Origin of the sequence: Rhizobium sp. L51/94 (assembly GCF_019355555.1) — a bacterium.
Taxonomy (GTDB): domain Bacteria; phylum Pseudomonadota; class Alphaproteobacteria; order Rhizobiales; family Rhizobiaceae; genus Rhizobium; species Rhizobium rhododendri.
Genome location: NZ_CP072142.1, coordinates 890185 through 904060, shown reverse-complemented (window position 1 = coordinate 904060; position 13876 = coordinate 890185). Strand labels below are relative to the sequence as shown.

Annotated in this window: 18 protein-coding genes; 7 read left to right on the top strand and 11 right to left on the bottom strand. The window is 57.1% G+C overall.

Annotated elements, in window-relative coordinates; translation table 11 throughout:
• Positions 1–53: 53 nt before the first annotated feature.
• Together J5274_RS22135 and J5274_RS22130 are read left to right on the top strand one after the other, a co-directional pair.
• Positions 54–728 carry a permease gene (locus J5274_RS22135; protein ID WP_224128900.1) on the top strand — a complete coding sequence of 225 codons (675 nt, stop codon included), beginning with the start codon at positions 54–56 and terminating at the stop codon, positions 726–728.
• A 339-nt stretch (positions 729–1067) separates the two neighbouring features.
• Positions 1068–1763: an alpha/beta fold hydrolase gene (locus J5274_RS22130; RefSeq protein WP_209207002.1), complete on the top strand. Its 696-nt coding sequence runs from the start codon at positions 1068–1070 to the stop codon at positions 1761–1763.
• A gap of 268 nt (positions 1764–2031) precedes the next feature.
• Here J5274_RS22130 and J5274_RS22125 read toward each other — a convergent pair whose 3' ends face one another.
• The 7 genes from J5274_RS22125 to J5274_RS22095 all read right to left on the bottom strand — a co-directional run bounded on the left by J5274_RS22125 (position 2032) and on the right by J5274_RS22095 (position 6432).
• Positions 2032–2322 (bottom strand): hypothetical protein, encoded by a 291-nt coding sequence (locus tag J5274_RS22125; RefSeq protein WP_219275098.1) that lies wholly within the window; start codon positions 2320–2322, stop codon positions 2032–2034.
• A 71-nt stretch (positions 2323–2393) separates the two neighbouring features.
• The gene (locus J5274_RS22120) at positions 2394–2822 is read right to left on the bottom strand and encodes a type II toxin-antitoxin system VapC family toxin (protein WP_209186127.1); all 429 of its coding nucleotides are present in this window, start codon (positions 2820–2822) and stop codon (positions 2394–2396) included.
• Entirely contained in the window at positions 2819–3058 is a 240-nt protein-coding gene (locus tag J5274_RS22115) for an Arc family DNA-binding protein (RefSeq protein WP_209186126.1), read from the bottom strand. Before J5274_RS22115 ends, J5274_RS22120 begins: the two co-directional genes overlap by 4 nt.
• A gap of 255 nt (positions 3059–3313) precedes the next feature.
• The gene (locus J5274_RS22110; protein WP_219275096.1) at positions 3314–4030 is read right to left on the bottom strand and encodes an IS6 family transposase; all 717 of its coding nucleotides are present in this window, start codon (positions 4028–4030) and stop codon (positions 3314–3316) included.
• A complete protein-coding gene (locus tag J5274_RS22105; RefSeq protein WP_219275095.1) occupies positions 4027–4317 on the bottom strand; it encodes a hypothetical protein in 291 nt (96 codons plus the stop codon). The genes J5274_RS22110 and J5274_RS22105 overlap by 4 nt, the downstream gene beginning before the upstream one ends.
• Positions 4318–4801: 484 nt before the next feature.
• Positions 4802–5047, bottom strand: a complete 246-nt coding sequence (locus J5274_RS22100) for a hypothetical protein (protein WP_219275093.1) — start codon at positions 5045–5047, stop codon at positions 4802–4804.
• Positions 5048–5418: 371 nt separating this feature from the next.
• Positions 5419–6432: a LacI family DNA-binding transcriptional regulator gene (locus J5274_RS22095; protein WP_219275091.1), complete on the bottom strand. Its 1014-nt coding sequence runs from the start codon at positions 6430–6432 to the stop codon at positions 5419–5421.
• 124 nt (positions 6433–6556) lie between these two features.
• On the opposite strand from J5274_RS22095, the gene iolG reads away from it, so the two are divergent.
• The 5 genes from iolG to J5274_RS22075 all read left to right on the top strand — a co-directional run bounded on the left by iolG (position 6557) and on the right by J5274_RS22075 (position 10833).
• Positions 6557–7564, top strand: coding sequence for an inositol 2-dehydrogenase (iolG, locus tag J5274_RS22090; protein WP_219275089.1), 1008 nt, complete (start codon positions 6557–6559; stop codon positions 7562–7564).
• A 33-nt stretch (positions 7565–7597) separates the two neighbouring features.
• Positions 7598–7831: a hypothetical protein gene (locus J5274_RS28940; RefSeq protein WP_257625690.1), complete on the top strand. Its 234-nt coding sequence runs from the start codon at positions 7598–7600 to the stop codon at positions 7829–7831.
• A gap of 39 nt (positions 7832–7870) precedes the next feature.
• On the top strand, positions 7871–8509 hold the full coding sequence (locus tag J5274_RS22085) for a TIM barrel protein (protein ID WP_257625689.1): 639 nt from the start codon (positions 7871–7873) through the stop codon (positions 8507–8509).
• 51 nt (positions 8510–8560) lie between these two features.
• The gene (locus J5274_RS22080) at positions 8561–9706 is read left to right on the top strand and encodes a Gfo/Idh/MocA family protein (RefSeq protein ID WP_219275087.1); all 1146 of its coding nucleotides are present in this window, start codon (positions 8561–8563) and stop codon (positions 9704–9706) included.
• A gap of 71 nt (positions 9707–9777) precedes the next feature.
• Positions 9778–10833 carry a Gfo/Idh/MocA family protein gene (locus J5274_RS22075; RefSeq protein ID WP_219275085.1) on the top strand — a complete coding sequence of 352 codons (1056 nt, stop codon included), beginning with the start codon at positions 9778–9780 and terminating at the stop codon, positions 10831–10833.
• Here J5274_RS22075 and J5274_RS22070 read toward each other — a convergent pair.
• From J5274_RS22070 to iolE, 4 genes are read right to left on the bottom strand one after another with little or no spacing between them, the layout of a single operon-like run.
• Entirely contained in the window at positions 10830–11720 is an 891-nt protein-coding gene (locus tag J5274_RS22070) for a MurR/RpiR family transcriptional regulator (protein WP_219275083.1), read from the bottom strand. The genes J5274_RS22075 and J5274_RS22070 overlap by 4 nt on opposite strands.
• A complete protein-coding gene (locus tag J5274_RS22065) occupies positions 11717–12106 on the bottom strand; it encodes a tautomerase family protein (RefSeq protein WP_219275081.1) in 390 nt (129 codons plus the stop codon). The genes J5274_RS22070 and J5274_RS22065 overlap by 4 nt, the downstream gene beginning before the upstream one ends.
• A gap of 22 nt (positions 12107–12128) precedes the next feature.
• Positions 12129–12941, bottom strand: a complete 813-nt coding sequence (iolB, locus tag J5274_RS22060) for a 5-deoxy-glucuronate isomerase (RefSeq protein ID WP_219275079.1) — start codon at positions 12939–12941, stop codon at positions 12129–12131.
• Positions 12938–13867 (bottom strand): myo-inosose-2 dehydratase, encoded by a 930-nt coding sequence (gene iolE, locus J5274_RS22055; RefSeq protein ID WP_219275077.1) that lies wholly within the window; start codon positions 13865–13867, stop codon positions 12938–12940. The genes iolB and iolE overlap by 4 nt, the downstream gene beginning before the upstream one ends.
• Positions 13868–13876 lie beyond the last annotated feature (9 nt).

The window sequence follows — 13876 nt, the reverse complement described above, 5'->3', positions numbered from 1 at the left end:
CGAGACGAGCTATCAACATGACTATAGCCGCACAGGAGGTCGCCTTGGACTTTATGAAACTGCTTAAGTCGCTCGAAGAGCTCCTCTATGAGCTGGTGTCGTGGCTAGTGTTTTACCCGCTCACCATGTGGCGCTCTGTCGTCAGACCCCTCACCATGATGCGTTATGCCGATGCTGAACTCACTGACGAGCCTGCGGATCAGTACGAAGATACACTGAGCCCACCTCTCTTTCTTCTGATCACGCTGCTGCTGTCACAGGGCCTATCAGCCGCCTTTCCGTCCATATATGACACGGCGACTGCAGCCAAGGAGCTGGGCTCGGGATCAAACCTGCTTATCGCCCGCGGCGTGGTCTTCGGGATCTATCCGCTTTGCATGGCAGTCACAGCGCTGCGTCATCAGTCGACAAAGATTACCCGGAACTCACTGCGTCCACCGTTCTTCAGCCAGTGCTATGTCGCAGCGCCCTTTGCGTTCATGATTGGCTTGGCGTTCGACTTCATGTTCATGCCCCACGAACAGGGCCTCACCATCGGGGTCCTGACGATCGCGTCGGCTACACTCTGGTATGCGCAAGCCCAGGTAAGATGGCTTATGCAGGATCTCAAAATCGGAACACTGAGAGCGACGGGTGCTTTCGTTATCGCTTTCGTCTCTGCGAGCGTCGTCGCGCTTGTACTGGCGGTCACAATCGCCCTAGAGGCCAAAAACATAGCAGCCAGCTAAATCTCGATAATCTCTTTGCGCTGTTGGACGCCTTGATGGCATTCGAACCGCAGCCGGATGATAATCAAGTTTCTAAATCATTGATACGACAAGGCTTCTAAACAAATTTACTGCATTTGGATCCATGAATGACTGTGATTTTCGCCGGACCGCTCGACCAGTCAAACAACGCCACCACGATTAACCATCCGCGCGCCAAGACCCCGGCTAATGTAGAGGCTGTCTCGTCGCAAGGGAGCATCACCACATTACGCGCGCGGGCTTCGGAGATTGCTGACACAAACTGTCAACACCACAAAATAACGTATCGCTATGTTTCCTCAACGAGACCAATTTCCAATGACCCCAATCGTTATGATCCCTGGTTTGCTGTGCTCCGCAGAGCTTTACGCTCCCCAGATGGCTGCGCTGTGGCCGTTCGGCCCCGTTACGGTAGCATCGACACTATCCGGGACAACCATGCCGGAAATCGCTACAAACATTTTGAGAGACGCGCCGCCGAGCTTTGCACTCGTCGGTCTATCGATGGGCGGATATGTCGCCTTGGAGATCATGCGTCAGGCACCGGAGCGAGTCAGCAAACTGGCATTGCTCGATACTTCTGCTCGGCCGGACACCCAAGAGCAAGTTGCGCAGCGGCGCGGCATGTTAGCTCAAGCTAAAGGTGGCGATTTCGAAGAGCTTTTGAGCCAAGTAATGTCGATACTCTTGCACCCTGCCCATCGAGATGATCAGCATTTGCTGGAGGTCAATATTCGCATGGGCTTAACGGTTGGTGTTGAGGGGTTTGAACAGCAGACAGAGGCAATCATTGGACGCGCCGACAGCCGTCCGCATCTCGCTGATATTACCGTTCCAACCCTCGTTCTTGTTGGCGACTGTGATTCCATCACACCTCCTTTTCTGTCAGAGGAAATTGCAGCGGCCATCCCCGACTCCAGCCTCGTCATCATTCCGAAGTGCGGTCACGGGTCAACGCTTGAACAGCCAGAGGCAGTAAACCGGGCGCTTGTTACATGGTTGGAAGGCGCCTAATCGGAATATCCAGACCGACGTCGTCCGCTTTGTCCTTCATGGCTGGAACATTTATTTCTGGGGTCAGCCTGTACCTCCTGTTTCGCCCCCGTTGGATTCCAGAAAGGCAACGAAGATGAGCCTGCCTTATCCAGAACAATCGCAATGCTCCGCTTCGCTCTCGTAACTGCGACGTAGAAGCTGGAAGCGGAATTTGCCTCTAGATAGGCACCAGATGCGATGAACTTAGCGATGAGCGCGGTCGGGACTATCAGGACGCGTTCATATGTCAGTGCTTCACTCCATCCAACCTCTGCATAATCCCTAGAACGATCCCCTCGATTTGATCGTTGTGAAGCCCCGGATGCATTATCTCGTCGCAAGTTACGGTGTTGTAGAACAGCGCCGAAAGGCCGTGTTCTACGATGTGCTTTTGGATTTCTTCTCGAAGAACGTCCAGTGACAGACGATAGACCCCAAAGTCCCGCGCGAGATCACTTTTATAGAATCTGTTGAAGAAGTCTTTGATGTTGTCTCCATCCCTGAGATTCTTCACCCCGATGATGCTCGAATCGATCATGGTCTATCCCCGAATCTTTGCGCCGCACTGTTGCGCGTCATGCCGCCGCTGGATCGGAAGGCGTTAGTTTTTCAGCCATTAGATGCCTCCCACGGATTGATGACAGTCAGGCCGGCGGCCTCGAAAGGGCTGGTGTCGCGGGTGGCGATCATCAGACCATTCGCCTTGGCCGTGGCAGCGATATAGCCGTCTGAATCGCCGATCGCCTTGCCCTTCTTCGCCGCTGCGGCCCGCAGCTCGGCATAAGCCTGGGCGGCGGCTTCATCGAACGGCATGATGCGGCCCCGGAACAAAGGCAGCATCAACCGATCAAGCTTTTCCTGCACGGCTTGTTTCTTCTTGCCGTCAGGATGCACGGCGATGCCGTAGCGCAATTCCGCGAGTGAGATCGCAGCGACGTAGAGGGTTTCGACGGCCTGCGTATCGATCCATGCGGCCACCCGTGGATCGGGTTGCGACTTGAGCGGCTCGGAAATGACGTTGGTATCGAGCAGGATCATTCAAAGCTCACCGGCGGCGACGGGGTGCGGTCTCGCTCGATCGTCAGATCGAAGCCGCCGACTTCCTGGCCTATTTGTGTGAGCAGGCTGCCGAGTTTGACTCGGCCTTCCGGCTTGGCGGCCTGTTCCAGGATGATGCGAATTTCCGCCTCGGCGCTGCGACCGTGCTGAGCAGCGCGCACCCGAAGCGCCCGATGCACTTCGTCGGGCACGTTTCGGATCGTGATAGATGCCATGGTATTGCACCTCCTTTAACTGCTGCGAATGATATCAGTTCTTATATATGCAAGCAAGGCTGCCCCTCCCTGTCGAGACAAAAAAGCCGGCCGGAGCGGGGCAAATCATTGGGTGATGCCCCGGAACGCCGGGGCGCGGGCACTGTAGCTGGTGGCGGCTGAACTGCTCAAAAACCCAATGACCCGTTTTTTGCACATCTGTCGGCACCGTAAAGTTAAAGGGCTGCGGCCAAGATTGGCAAGTGCCGTTTCCTCTCACGCAGCTTGCAGTCGCGCGACCTCACTCCACATTTGCATGGCTGCGGTTCTCAGTTCACGGTGATGGTGGGACGGGATATCGTGGCGTGGAATGTGGAAGAGATTGGCGACCGGGTCATGGATGGAGACGAAACGCTGGAGATGTCGAGCTGACTTGAAGCCCTTCATGATGCGCTCTCGCCGTCGTGTCGGCTGATGTGAATTCTCCGCCCGGTTGTTCAATCCCTTGTGCGAACGGTGTTCGACGCCGGGCATGATGTCGCGTTTGGCCGCGCCGTAGGATCGGAGTTCGTCGGTGATCATCACACGGGGTGCGTGACCGTGTCCTTTGAGAAGCTTTCGCATAAGACGTTTGGCTGCCTTGGTATTACGGCGGCTCTGCACCAGCACATCGAGAACAAAGCCATCCTGATCAACGGCCCGCCACAGCCAGTGCTTCTTGCCGCCGATGGAGATGACGACTTCATCGAGATACCATTTGTCGCCAAGCTTTCCGGCTGACCGACGCCGGATTTCATTGGCAAAGTGGCGACCGAATTTCTCGACCCAAAGGCGGACTGTCTGGTGCGAGACAATGATCCCGCGCGCCGCCAGTAAGTCTTCGACCATCCGCAGACTGAGCGGAAAACGAAGATAGAGCCAGACGGCCTGGGCAATCACTTCAGCCGGGAACCGGTGGCGGCGATAAATGGGATCACGAACGGCTTGGGTCATGCCGCAAAATCGCACAGGCAAATCGCCGCGCGGTTAACGTTACGACGCCCGGTTGGCGCATGTAGCCTCCTGGCCCACCGGTAGGCAAAGGCGGTGAAATCGAGATCGTCCTCTACCGCGAAGCTATGGCCATTTTCGGAAAGAAATCGAGCGTCGTGGGCGCTGAGCTGGTCATACGCATACCGTTCTAGGAAAGCTTCGTCAGACCTGAAGTAGGCGCCGGCATCATCTGCGAACAACAAGCCCTCGCCTGCAGCGTGCCGGAATCTCAACGGAAACACCGTCATTTGCCCATCACACCTTCCATGACCCTTGTCCGAAGCGCAAGATTGTCGCTGTAGACCTTTTGCCGATACAAACCGAAATTTAAATCGCGTCGGATCGCGTTAGCATCCTCTGTGGGGCATTCGATCGCTACTTGGTTTGCTTCAACGAAGAAACGGGCCGCCGGATACAGGAACCCGAGACGGACTATTGTGTCTGCCAAAAATTGGAGAAACGAAGTTGGAACATTGATGTCCAGCTTTACGTATTCCTCGCTCCGAACGTCCACGACGTACCCCCAACCCTGACGCTCAATCGCGTCACCACCCTTGGCGGCACACTATCAGGTTGTTGACAGGTTGTTGAGAAATCTTGCCGGACTTCGAGGAAAAGTTCGTGCCGAAACATTTTTTTTAGGCCCGATTGACTCTCTCAGCGGCAGGGAACAAAATAGGAACATATTCCGCGATTGGGATTGTGTCTTACATTTTGGGGAGTGCCGACGTGTCAGCTATTGGTTGCCATGAAGATATTGATTTGTCCGAAGAATGCTTGGTGAGAGACTTGGTTGCCGCTTACGGGCGGGATGCGATCGCTGCGCTTCGCGCCGTGATTGAGGACGCCACGTTCGAACAGAACGAGCTTCCGACGGCGCCCGGCATCCTCAGTAGCTTTTTCGCTCAAGGATGGCAGCCCCACTTCCAGCGGGAGGCTTGAAAATGAGACACCGTCGCGGCGTTGAGTTGGCGCCATTTCAACCTGCAATTTTTCGGGAGTTCGATGGCTACGATTTTGACACCATCCGGATCTTGAAGGAATGGGAAGTGCTGGGAGCCAAATGCGGAATATGCGGGAAGACTGTTTGGCTGGACAAAAGCGCATTTATCCAACGCTATGGGAATCAATACCTTAGGTACATGGGTAGCAAGCTCCGGTGTACCTGCGGCAACCGCGAGGGTAACCGTGTGCTGATAGGGAAGCTTGGAAGAGACTGAGATCACTACTTGCGTTTGAACGGATCTGAACCGCGACCCCGTAATTGCCGAGGGGCGTAACGCCCATTTATGGAACCTTCCGTCGCTTATTTTCTGATGGCTATGATGGTCCGCCGCCGATGAACGTTCTCACAAACTTTCGATCATGAAAATTCTTGTATCTGTCAGGATCGATGCGGGCGGCGCTTCCCTACGACCGAAATGCGCGGCCAACACCTCGATCGCTGTACTTACTTCGAGCGCTGGGTTCTGGTCGAGGATCACGTCGATCAGGCCCTGGCGCATTAGAGAGCGGCGATCTTCCGTTAACTCATGCGTCACGAAGACGACATCGTGGATCTTGTTTAGCCTCTTCATGGCATTAACAACGGGCTGCGCGCCTGCCGACACATTGTAGATGCCTCGAATGCGGGGATTGCTCTTGAGTGCGTTAAAGACGAGATCGCCGGCTTTTTCCCCGTGTTCCATGCTCTCCAGAACCTCGGCGACATGGCAGGAGGGGTACCGCTCGCGCAGCACGGCACGAAACCCCATTTCACGCTCCTCATGGCCAATCATCGAGAGCATGCCGGCAATGACGACTATCTCGCCACCTTCCTTTCCCAGCAGCCGGCCCATGAGGTCACCTGCGAGGCGCCCAGCCTTTCGGTTGTCTGCACCCACGTAGGCGAGACGCTCGGTGTTGCGCAAATCGGTCGCCAACGTCAGAACAGGTTTCCCGCCCCTGCCGAAAGCCCTCAAAGCTGCAGCTATCTCTTCGTTTTGCCGGCTGATGATGACGAGTGCATCGCAACGAAACGACAGTGCGGTAATAAGCACTGCCGTGGCTTCAGGTCGCGACGGATCTATGTGATAAATCTGGAACTGAAAATTATATTGCGCTCGTTCACGGTTCGCGGCTTCGAAACCATCCTGTACTGCTGCATGATAAGGGTTGACGCGAGACTGGAGCAGCACAGCGATATGCAGCGTTCTCGCGGACTGATGGTTAAGCACTCGGTCGATCTTCAGCTTGCGCGCCCAGAGAAGCACGCGCTGCTCCTTGTCTTCACTGACACCACCACGGCCGTTGAGAACACGATCCACGGTCGAAAGCGAAACGCCGGCAGATGCCGCTAAATCACGAGCCGTTACCTTGCCCACTATGCCTCCCGAGTTTGAAGAAATCTCGTCAAGATTGACGTTTTTTCCCCATTAGCAGCGCGCTACAGTTTGCGCAACGGGATGGAGGCGGTGCAACCGCTTCGCTAACACTTGGGAGGAATAAATGACCAATCTCGCCGTATTTGGTGCGGGTCGGATAGGCCACGTGCATGCGATGAACGCGGCAGCCCTCCCATCGATAAATGTTAAGTATCTGGTCGATCCGGTTGAAAGCGCACAGCGGACCGCCTTAGCGACCCGGCTCTCTGCAAAGATCGTCACTGAAGAGACCGTGTTTTTAGATCCTTCAATCAACGGAATTGTTATCGCGAGTTCCACCGACACGCATGCAAACCTACTGCTTAGAGCCGCGCACTCCGGCAAAGCTATTTTCTGCGAAAAGCCGGTCAGCCTCGATTTTAAAACCGTGGAAGCAGTCACGCAGGCAGTGGAGGCGGCTGGCGTACCGTGCCTACTTGCATTCCAAAGGCGCTACGACCCAGATTTCCGCTATGTGCGCGAACGGATCGCCAGTGGCGAAGCTGGCAAACTAGAACACATTGTCATGCATACCCGCGACCCTTCGCCGCCATCGCGCGAATATGTCGAGCGGTCTGGCGGCATGTTCCGCGATCAGGCGATCCACGACTTTGACATGGCCCGTTACATTTTGGGGGAGGAAATCGACACCGTTTATGCGGTCGGTAACTGCCTGATCGATGCGGGGATCGGCACTGCCGGCGACATCGATACGGCCATGGTGACGCTCACCTCCGTCTCTGGACGCTTCGTGCAGATGATCAACTGCCGCCGCGCGCCTTTCGGCTACGACCAGCGGCTCGAAGCGCTTTGCAGCAAGGAAGTTCTCTATGTCGAGAATCGCCCACAACGCGGCGTCACCATCGCGGATGCACATGGCTTTCGCGCCTCGGGCCCAATGAACTACTTCATCGAGCGCTTCGCCGACGCCTATCGCAACGAGATGGCGGCCTTCATCGCGCTGCTTGAGACCGGACTATCCCCGCTCGCCACCATTCGCGACGGGCTTGAGGCACAGCGTATTGCCGAGGCCGCCATTGTCTCCATGACAAGCGGCCATCCCGTCCGGATTGGATCGGACTGGCGCCCTTGAACATCGCCCCCATCCCTTTGGAGACAAACCATCATGAACGACAGATTGACCACTCTTCCCGATGGCGTTCGCCTTGCCGTCAGCCCGCTCTCCTGGGCCAATGATGTTCTGGAAGATCTCGGCGCCGATATCCCGCTAGAGACATGCCTCGACGACGCCGCTGCTGCCGGCTACCAAGGGGTAGAGCTCGGGAGAAAGATGCCGCGTCGGCATGAATTGCTTGCCCCGCTCCTTGAGAGCCGCAGCCTCGCGCTTGCTTCAGGATGACATTCCGGACAGCTGGCTCAAGCTGACGTCGAAAGCGAAATGGCGGCTGTAGCTGCCCATGCTTCCCTCCTGCGCGCCGTGGGCTCGGCGGTCCTTGTCTATGGAGAGACAGCGATGATGGCGTCTGGCGCGCCACTGGACGTCGCAATGTCGTCCCGCGTTGTCATGCCGAAGGAGGAGATCACCGCCTACGCAGCGCGTCTGACTGAATTCGGCAGGCGGCTAAAGGGAGAATACGGACTGACGCTCGCCTACCACCATCATCTGATGATGGTGGCCGAGACCTTCGATGAAATCTCCGCTCTTTTCGACAGAACGGGACCGGAGGTCGGGCTGTTGCTCGACACCGGTCACGCCGCGGCGGCAGGCTTCAACTACGTGCGCCTCATCGAGCGTTTCGCGGAGCGCATTGTGCACATCCACCTAAAGGATATCCGCGCTTCGGTGATGGTCGCCGTGCGTGACGGGGACCTGAGTTTCAATGATGCCGTCCGCAGAGGCATGTTCACCGTTCCGGGGGACGGCATGGTCGATTTCTCCCCGCTCGCTGCCTACGTCCGGAAAAGCGGCTATCGGGGCTGGATGGTGGTCGAGGCGGAGCAGGATCCGGCCGCCGTACCGCCTCTTCCGGCCGTCACGGCCGCCATCAATCACATCGCCAAAATATTTTCAGCCTGAACATTGTAACGAAGGAAAAATCCAATGGGCAAGAAAACCCTCAATATAGGCTTGATCGGCTCGGGATTTATGGGTCAGGCTCATGCGGACGCCTATCGCCGTGCCGCCATGCTCTATCGCGACCTTCCTGCCGTTCCCCGCCTCGTCCTCCTGGCAGATGCGACGGAGGAACTGGCCGCCCAGGCCGCCGCCCGGTACGGCTTTGAGCGCAGCACCGGTGACTGGCGCACGCTTGTTACGGATCCCGAAATTGACGTCGTTGATATTACATCGCCCAATGCCATGCACCATGAAATGGCACTGGCCGCGATTGGTGCCGGCAAACACGTTTATTGCGAGAAGCCGCTGTCGGTCACTCTTCAGCAGGCGAAGGAAATGGCCGCGGCTGCGAAGATCAAGGGCGTTAAGACCATGGTCGCTTTTAACAATATCAAGACGCCTGCTGCCATGTTGGCAAAGATCCTGATTGACAGAGGCGATATCGGCATACCGATGCGGTTCCGCGGCTGGTTCGACCAAGGCTTCTTCAACGATCCAGATCTACCGTTCTCCTGGCGCTGCACGCGTAAGGAAGCGGGCTCCGGCGCGCTCGGCGACCTCGGAAGCCATGTCATCTCGGTCGCACAGTATCTTATGGGCGATGTCGAATCGGTTATCGCGCAGACCCAGACTTTTTTTCCCACACGGCCGGTTCCGCAAGGTGGATCCGGTTATGGCGCGACTGCTGTGAGCGACGCACCGCGTGCGGTTGTCGAAAATGAGGATCAGATTCAGACGCTCATCCGTTTCAAGAACGGCGCAGGCGGGACGATTGAAGCCTCGCGCGTCGCAGCGGGCAAGGTTTTTGGCGTCTATTGGGAAGTATCGGGAACGGAGGGCACGATCATCATGGACGGTGAGCGGTTCAACGAACTGAAGATCTCGCGCTTCAACGACCCGAAGCCAGACCGCGGCTTCAAGACGATTTATGCAGGCAGTCAGGTGCCGCAGTTCTCGGCCTTCTTCGGGTTTGATTTTGCAGGCGGTGGTCTTGGATATTTCGACGTCAAGGTTATCGAGGTCCGGGACCTCATTGAAGGAATTGCCAGGGGGACTGACTGCTTCCCCAACTTCGAGTTCGGCCTTGCCAACGAGCGGATCATCGATGCCATGGAACGGTCTGTTGAGACGGAACGCTGGCAAAAGGTCGCCGGTTGAGCGAGAGGCGCAGTACGATCTGCAAGTCCAGATCGCTGATGTCCTCGCCTGCATCTTAGAGGAACAAAATCATGTCGTTTCCAAAAAACCTGCCTGCCGCACGGACCCTGCCCGCCATGGATGCGCCGCCGCTGAGGTGGGGTATTCTTGGTTCTGGCTGGATCGCTGAGACCTTTGTAAGGTCGGTCAAGGCGCACACGCGTCAAAACATTGTTGGCATTGGCTCGCGATCGCTGGGTACGGCGGAAATCTTCGCGGCAAAATGGGGAATCGAGCGGGTCTTTGATAGCTACGACGCCCTTGCCAACGCCGATGATATCGATGTGATCTACATCGCCACACCCCATAACCTGCACCACGATCATGCCCTCCTCGCTATCAACGCAGGAAAGCATGTCCTTGTCGAAAAGCCGATTGCGCTCAATCTGGAACAGGCAGACGCCATGGTGGCCGCAGCGCGCCGGAAAGGCGTTTTTTTCGCCGAAGCGTTATGGACCTACTTCCTGCCGAAATTCGACGTCTTGCAGCAGGTGCTCGACCTGGGGATGATCGGCGACATTTCCTCTGTCTTCACCGAATATGGCGAATATTTGCCCCGCGATCACCGGATATTCGACGCGCGGCTTGCCGGCGGCCCGCTCCTTGATCTCGGTACCTACCCCGTATCACTGTTAACGAAGCTGCTCGGCGTTCCCCAGAAGATTGTCGGTCTGGCCGTACCAGACCGCGCAGGCGTCAACGGACAACTCTCCGTGGTTTTAGCCAACCATCAGGGAGCACTCGGAACAATGTCGACCTCGCTTTACGGATTTACGCCCACTAACGCCGCTATTATCGGTACGAAGGGGTCAATCCGGTTCGAAACGGAGTTTCACTTGCCCGGTGCCTTCGAGGTCTGGTCGCGCGACGGTACTATCCGGCTGCGCTACGATGAACCGCGCGGCGCGCATGATGAGGGGATCTTCTATGAGGCCGCGCAGGTGGCATGGGCAATTACGCAAGGCAAGCTCGAATGCTCAGCGCGCCCACTTGACGCATCGCTACAGACTATGCAAACGCTCGACGGGATCAGGAATGCTCTCAACATTACATTTCACGAGGCGGGCCTGGTCGAGAAGCCCAACTAGCGCCTCTCATCCACCCTGCGCTGCGGAACATTGCCGGTGGACATCGCCAGAGCCTCGCTAAGCGCTATCGCCGCGGTGATGCGAAGCACCCCCCCTTCACCGGCCTCGATCACGTTGAAGCTCACTGAGGCCATTGCCGCGAGCGGCGAAAACTCCGAATCGGTAAAAACTATCAGTGGCAAGGCAAGCTGCTTTAGTTTTCGCACGTCGCTTGTTCCTTCCGCAAATTCGCCGCGACCAATAGCGATAGCTGCATCGCGGTTGGTCGCGAAATCGATCACGTCGTTGGTTCGTCCATCTTCCACAAGAACGGAGCGAATCTGTACGCTTGTCAGACAATTTCGGATGAATGATGCAACCGGAAGCATACCTTTCCCGACGAAAATAAAAATGCAGTTGGCGTCAGTCAAAATGCGTGACGCGGTTTCAATTTCATCTGCACTGATGCCTTCCGACATAGTTTCCAGCGCTAGATGGCCTGCAGCAATGGCGTCGTGGAGAAGACGTTTTCCAGGCTCCGACAGCTCTGTTTCGGTCTTGATAGACCTGGAGCTAAGACGCGAGGTTAACTTTCCTCTGACAGCCTGCAGTACAATCTCCTGCAGCGCACTAAAGCCATCGAATCCTAAAAGTTGCGCAAAACGAATTAGGGTTGAAGGCGCCACCTGCGCAGATGCTGCTATAGAGGCAACTGAGCCTAGAGCTACCTCAACCGGACTGTCCATTATCTGGCGAGCGACACGCGCCAAACGCTTGGGCAGCTTTTCATACTGGCCGGCGATAGCCTGGCGGAGTTCTTCCAAATCTCTAGGTGGCCGCTGGCAGGATGCCAACGTGGAGGTAATTCTCTCTGCTACAGGCTTGTTGATGCCGGCCTGGGGCGTCAAAGATCTCCCGTCACGAACTGAGCGACGCCTCCTCCGAAAGACCAATCCTCATCGCTGTTCTCAACGAACGACACCATAAGATCGGATGTCGGGATGCCACAGCGCTCTGACAACTGAACGCCGAGGTTCTCATAAAATGAAAGCTTTTCGACGCGCGGTCTCGGCCGCGACACGACCTCAATAAGGACGAAGCGATCCGTTCGCGTAAAGCCGAGGCCGGTATCCAGCGCGCGGAAATGTGTGTCCTCGTGCTCGAACACAATCTGGTAGCGGTCCCGTTCCGGCACACCGAACGCGTCCAGCATGACCCTGTGCACGGTGTCGAGAAGCAGCGTGATCTCGGGCTCCGACCTGCCCTTGCGGATATGAAGCTTGATGAGCGGCATGATATGTCCTTTCGCCAGGCGGTCACGCCTTAGTGTCGCGATCGATGATCCACTGGACGGCAGGGTCGGGGATGAAACGCCAGTTTCGTAACGGACCTGCCATGACGTTGAGGTAGTACATCTCGAAGCCGTAGGGCGCGCCGCAGGGGTGATGGCCGCGCGGCACGAGGACGACGTCGTGCGACTTCACGGCGATCGTTTCGTCCAGCGCACCATCTTCCGTGTAGACCCGCTGGACGCCAAAACCCTGTTCGGGATTGAGCCGATGATAATACGTCTCCTCCAGATAGGTGATCCGGGGGAAATCGTCCTCGTCGTGGCGGTGGCTCGGATAGGACGACCAGTTGCCGGCGGGCGTGAAGACCTCCGTGACCAGAAGGCTGTCGCAATAATTGTCTGCCTCCATGGCGATGTTGTTGATAAAACGCTCGTTCGCACCTACCCCACGCGGCGTGAGCGCGATTCCATCCGGACCAATCCGTCGGGCTTTGTGGCCGCCCTTGCCGGGGGCATGGCAGACGCCGATCGTGCAGTCGGTCGTGGCGCGCGCTTCCCAGTGCTCGCCGTTCGGCACATAAAGGCAATGCGGCGGGGTCTTTTCGAAGACGTTCATGCGGTCGCCGAGTTCGCCCCAGTCGCTGCCTGCCGCGGTGAAGCGGGCCTTGCCCTCGACCATCACCAGGATCGCTTCCCGGTCGCCGGTCGCCTCATCGATGGTTTCGCCTTCCCGCAGGCGATAGAGGCAGAAGCCGACATAGCGCCAGCCTGCCGATTGGGGGGTGATTTCATGGACCTTGCCGTGACTGCCGAAAGGTTTGCGCCGCAAGATGCTCACTGTAGCTGTTCCCCTTGGATGCTGACAGTGGACCTGTCGAGGCCAATCTCTCGCGAAATCGCCTTCAGCGCCTTCAGGCCCATGTTCTGGAAGAGGAACGGCTCGCGGACCGCGCTGTCCTGTTCGGCCTCGATGACGAGCCAGCCCGAATAGTTGTGATCGGCCGCAACCTTGAGGACCGGGGCGAAATCCACACATCCCTCAGGATCTCCCGGAACGGTGAATACGCCAAGGCGCACACCGTCGAGAAAGGAGAGATTTTCGGAGCGCACCCGTCTCATAATGTCCGCGCGAATGTTCTTGGCATGGATATGCGTCACGCGGTCCATGTACTTTGTCGCCACCTCGACTGGATCGGCGCCGCCGAAGGTACAATGACCCGTATCCAGAAGAAGCCGCGTATAGGGACCGGCCATGCTCATGAACCGGTCAATATCAGCAGCGCTCTCGATGATCGTGCCCATGTGATGGTGGTATCCCATCTTGACGCCCTGCTCGGCGGCAAATGCGGACAGCGCCTCGTAACCTTGGGAAAAACGCGTCCATTGCTTTTCGGTCAAGATCGGACGGTCGTTGACCGCCGTGCCGTCGCTGCCGTGGACGGTGTTGGAGCATTCGCAAGCATTGATGTGGTCGCCCCCGGCTGCCTTCGTCATGTCGATGAAGGCCTGCAGTGCCGCCTTCTCGGTCTCCACGTCGTTGACGAGAAGATTGGTGGAGTGCCACCCGCCGACGAAGCGTAGGCCGAATGCGCCAAGCGCGTCTTTCAGCGCACCGCCCTCGCTCGGCATCTTATGGCCCTTCTCGATGCCGTCGAACCCGATCTTGCGGCAGTCCGACAGGCAGTCCTCGAGTGTCAGATGCGCGCCGATCGTCTGATCGTCGTCATTCGACCAGGCAATGGGGTTTGTTCCGTAGAGTATCATGGTCGTTCC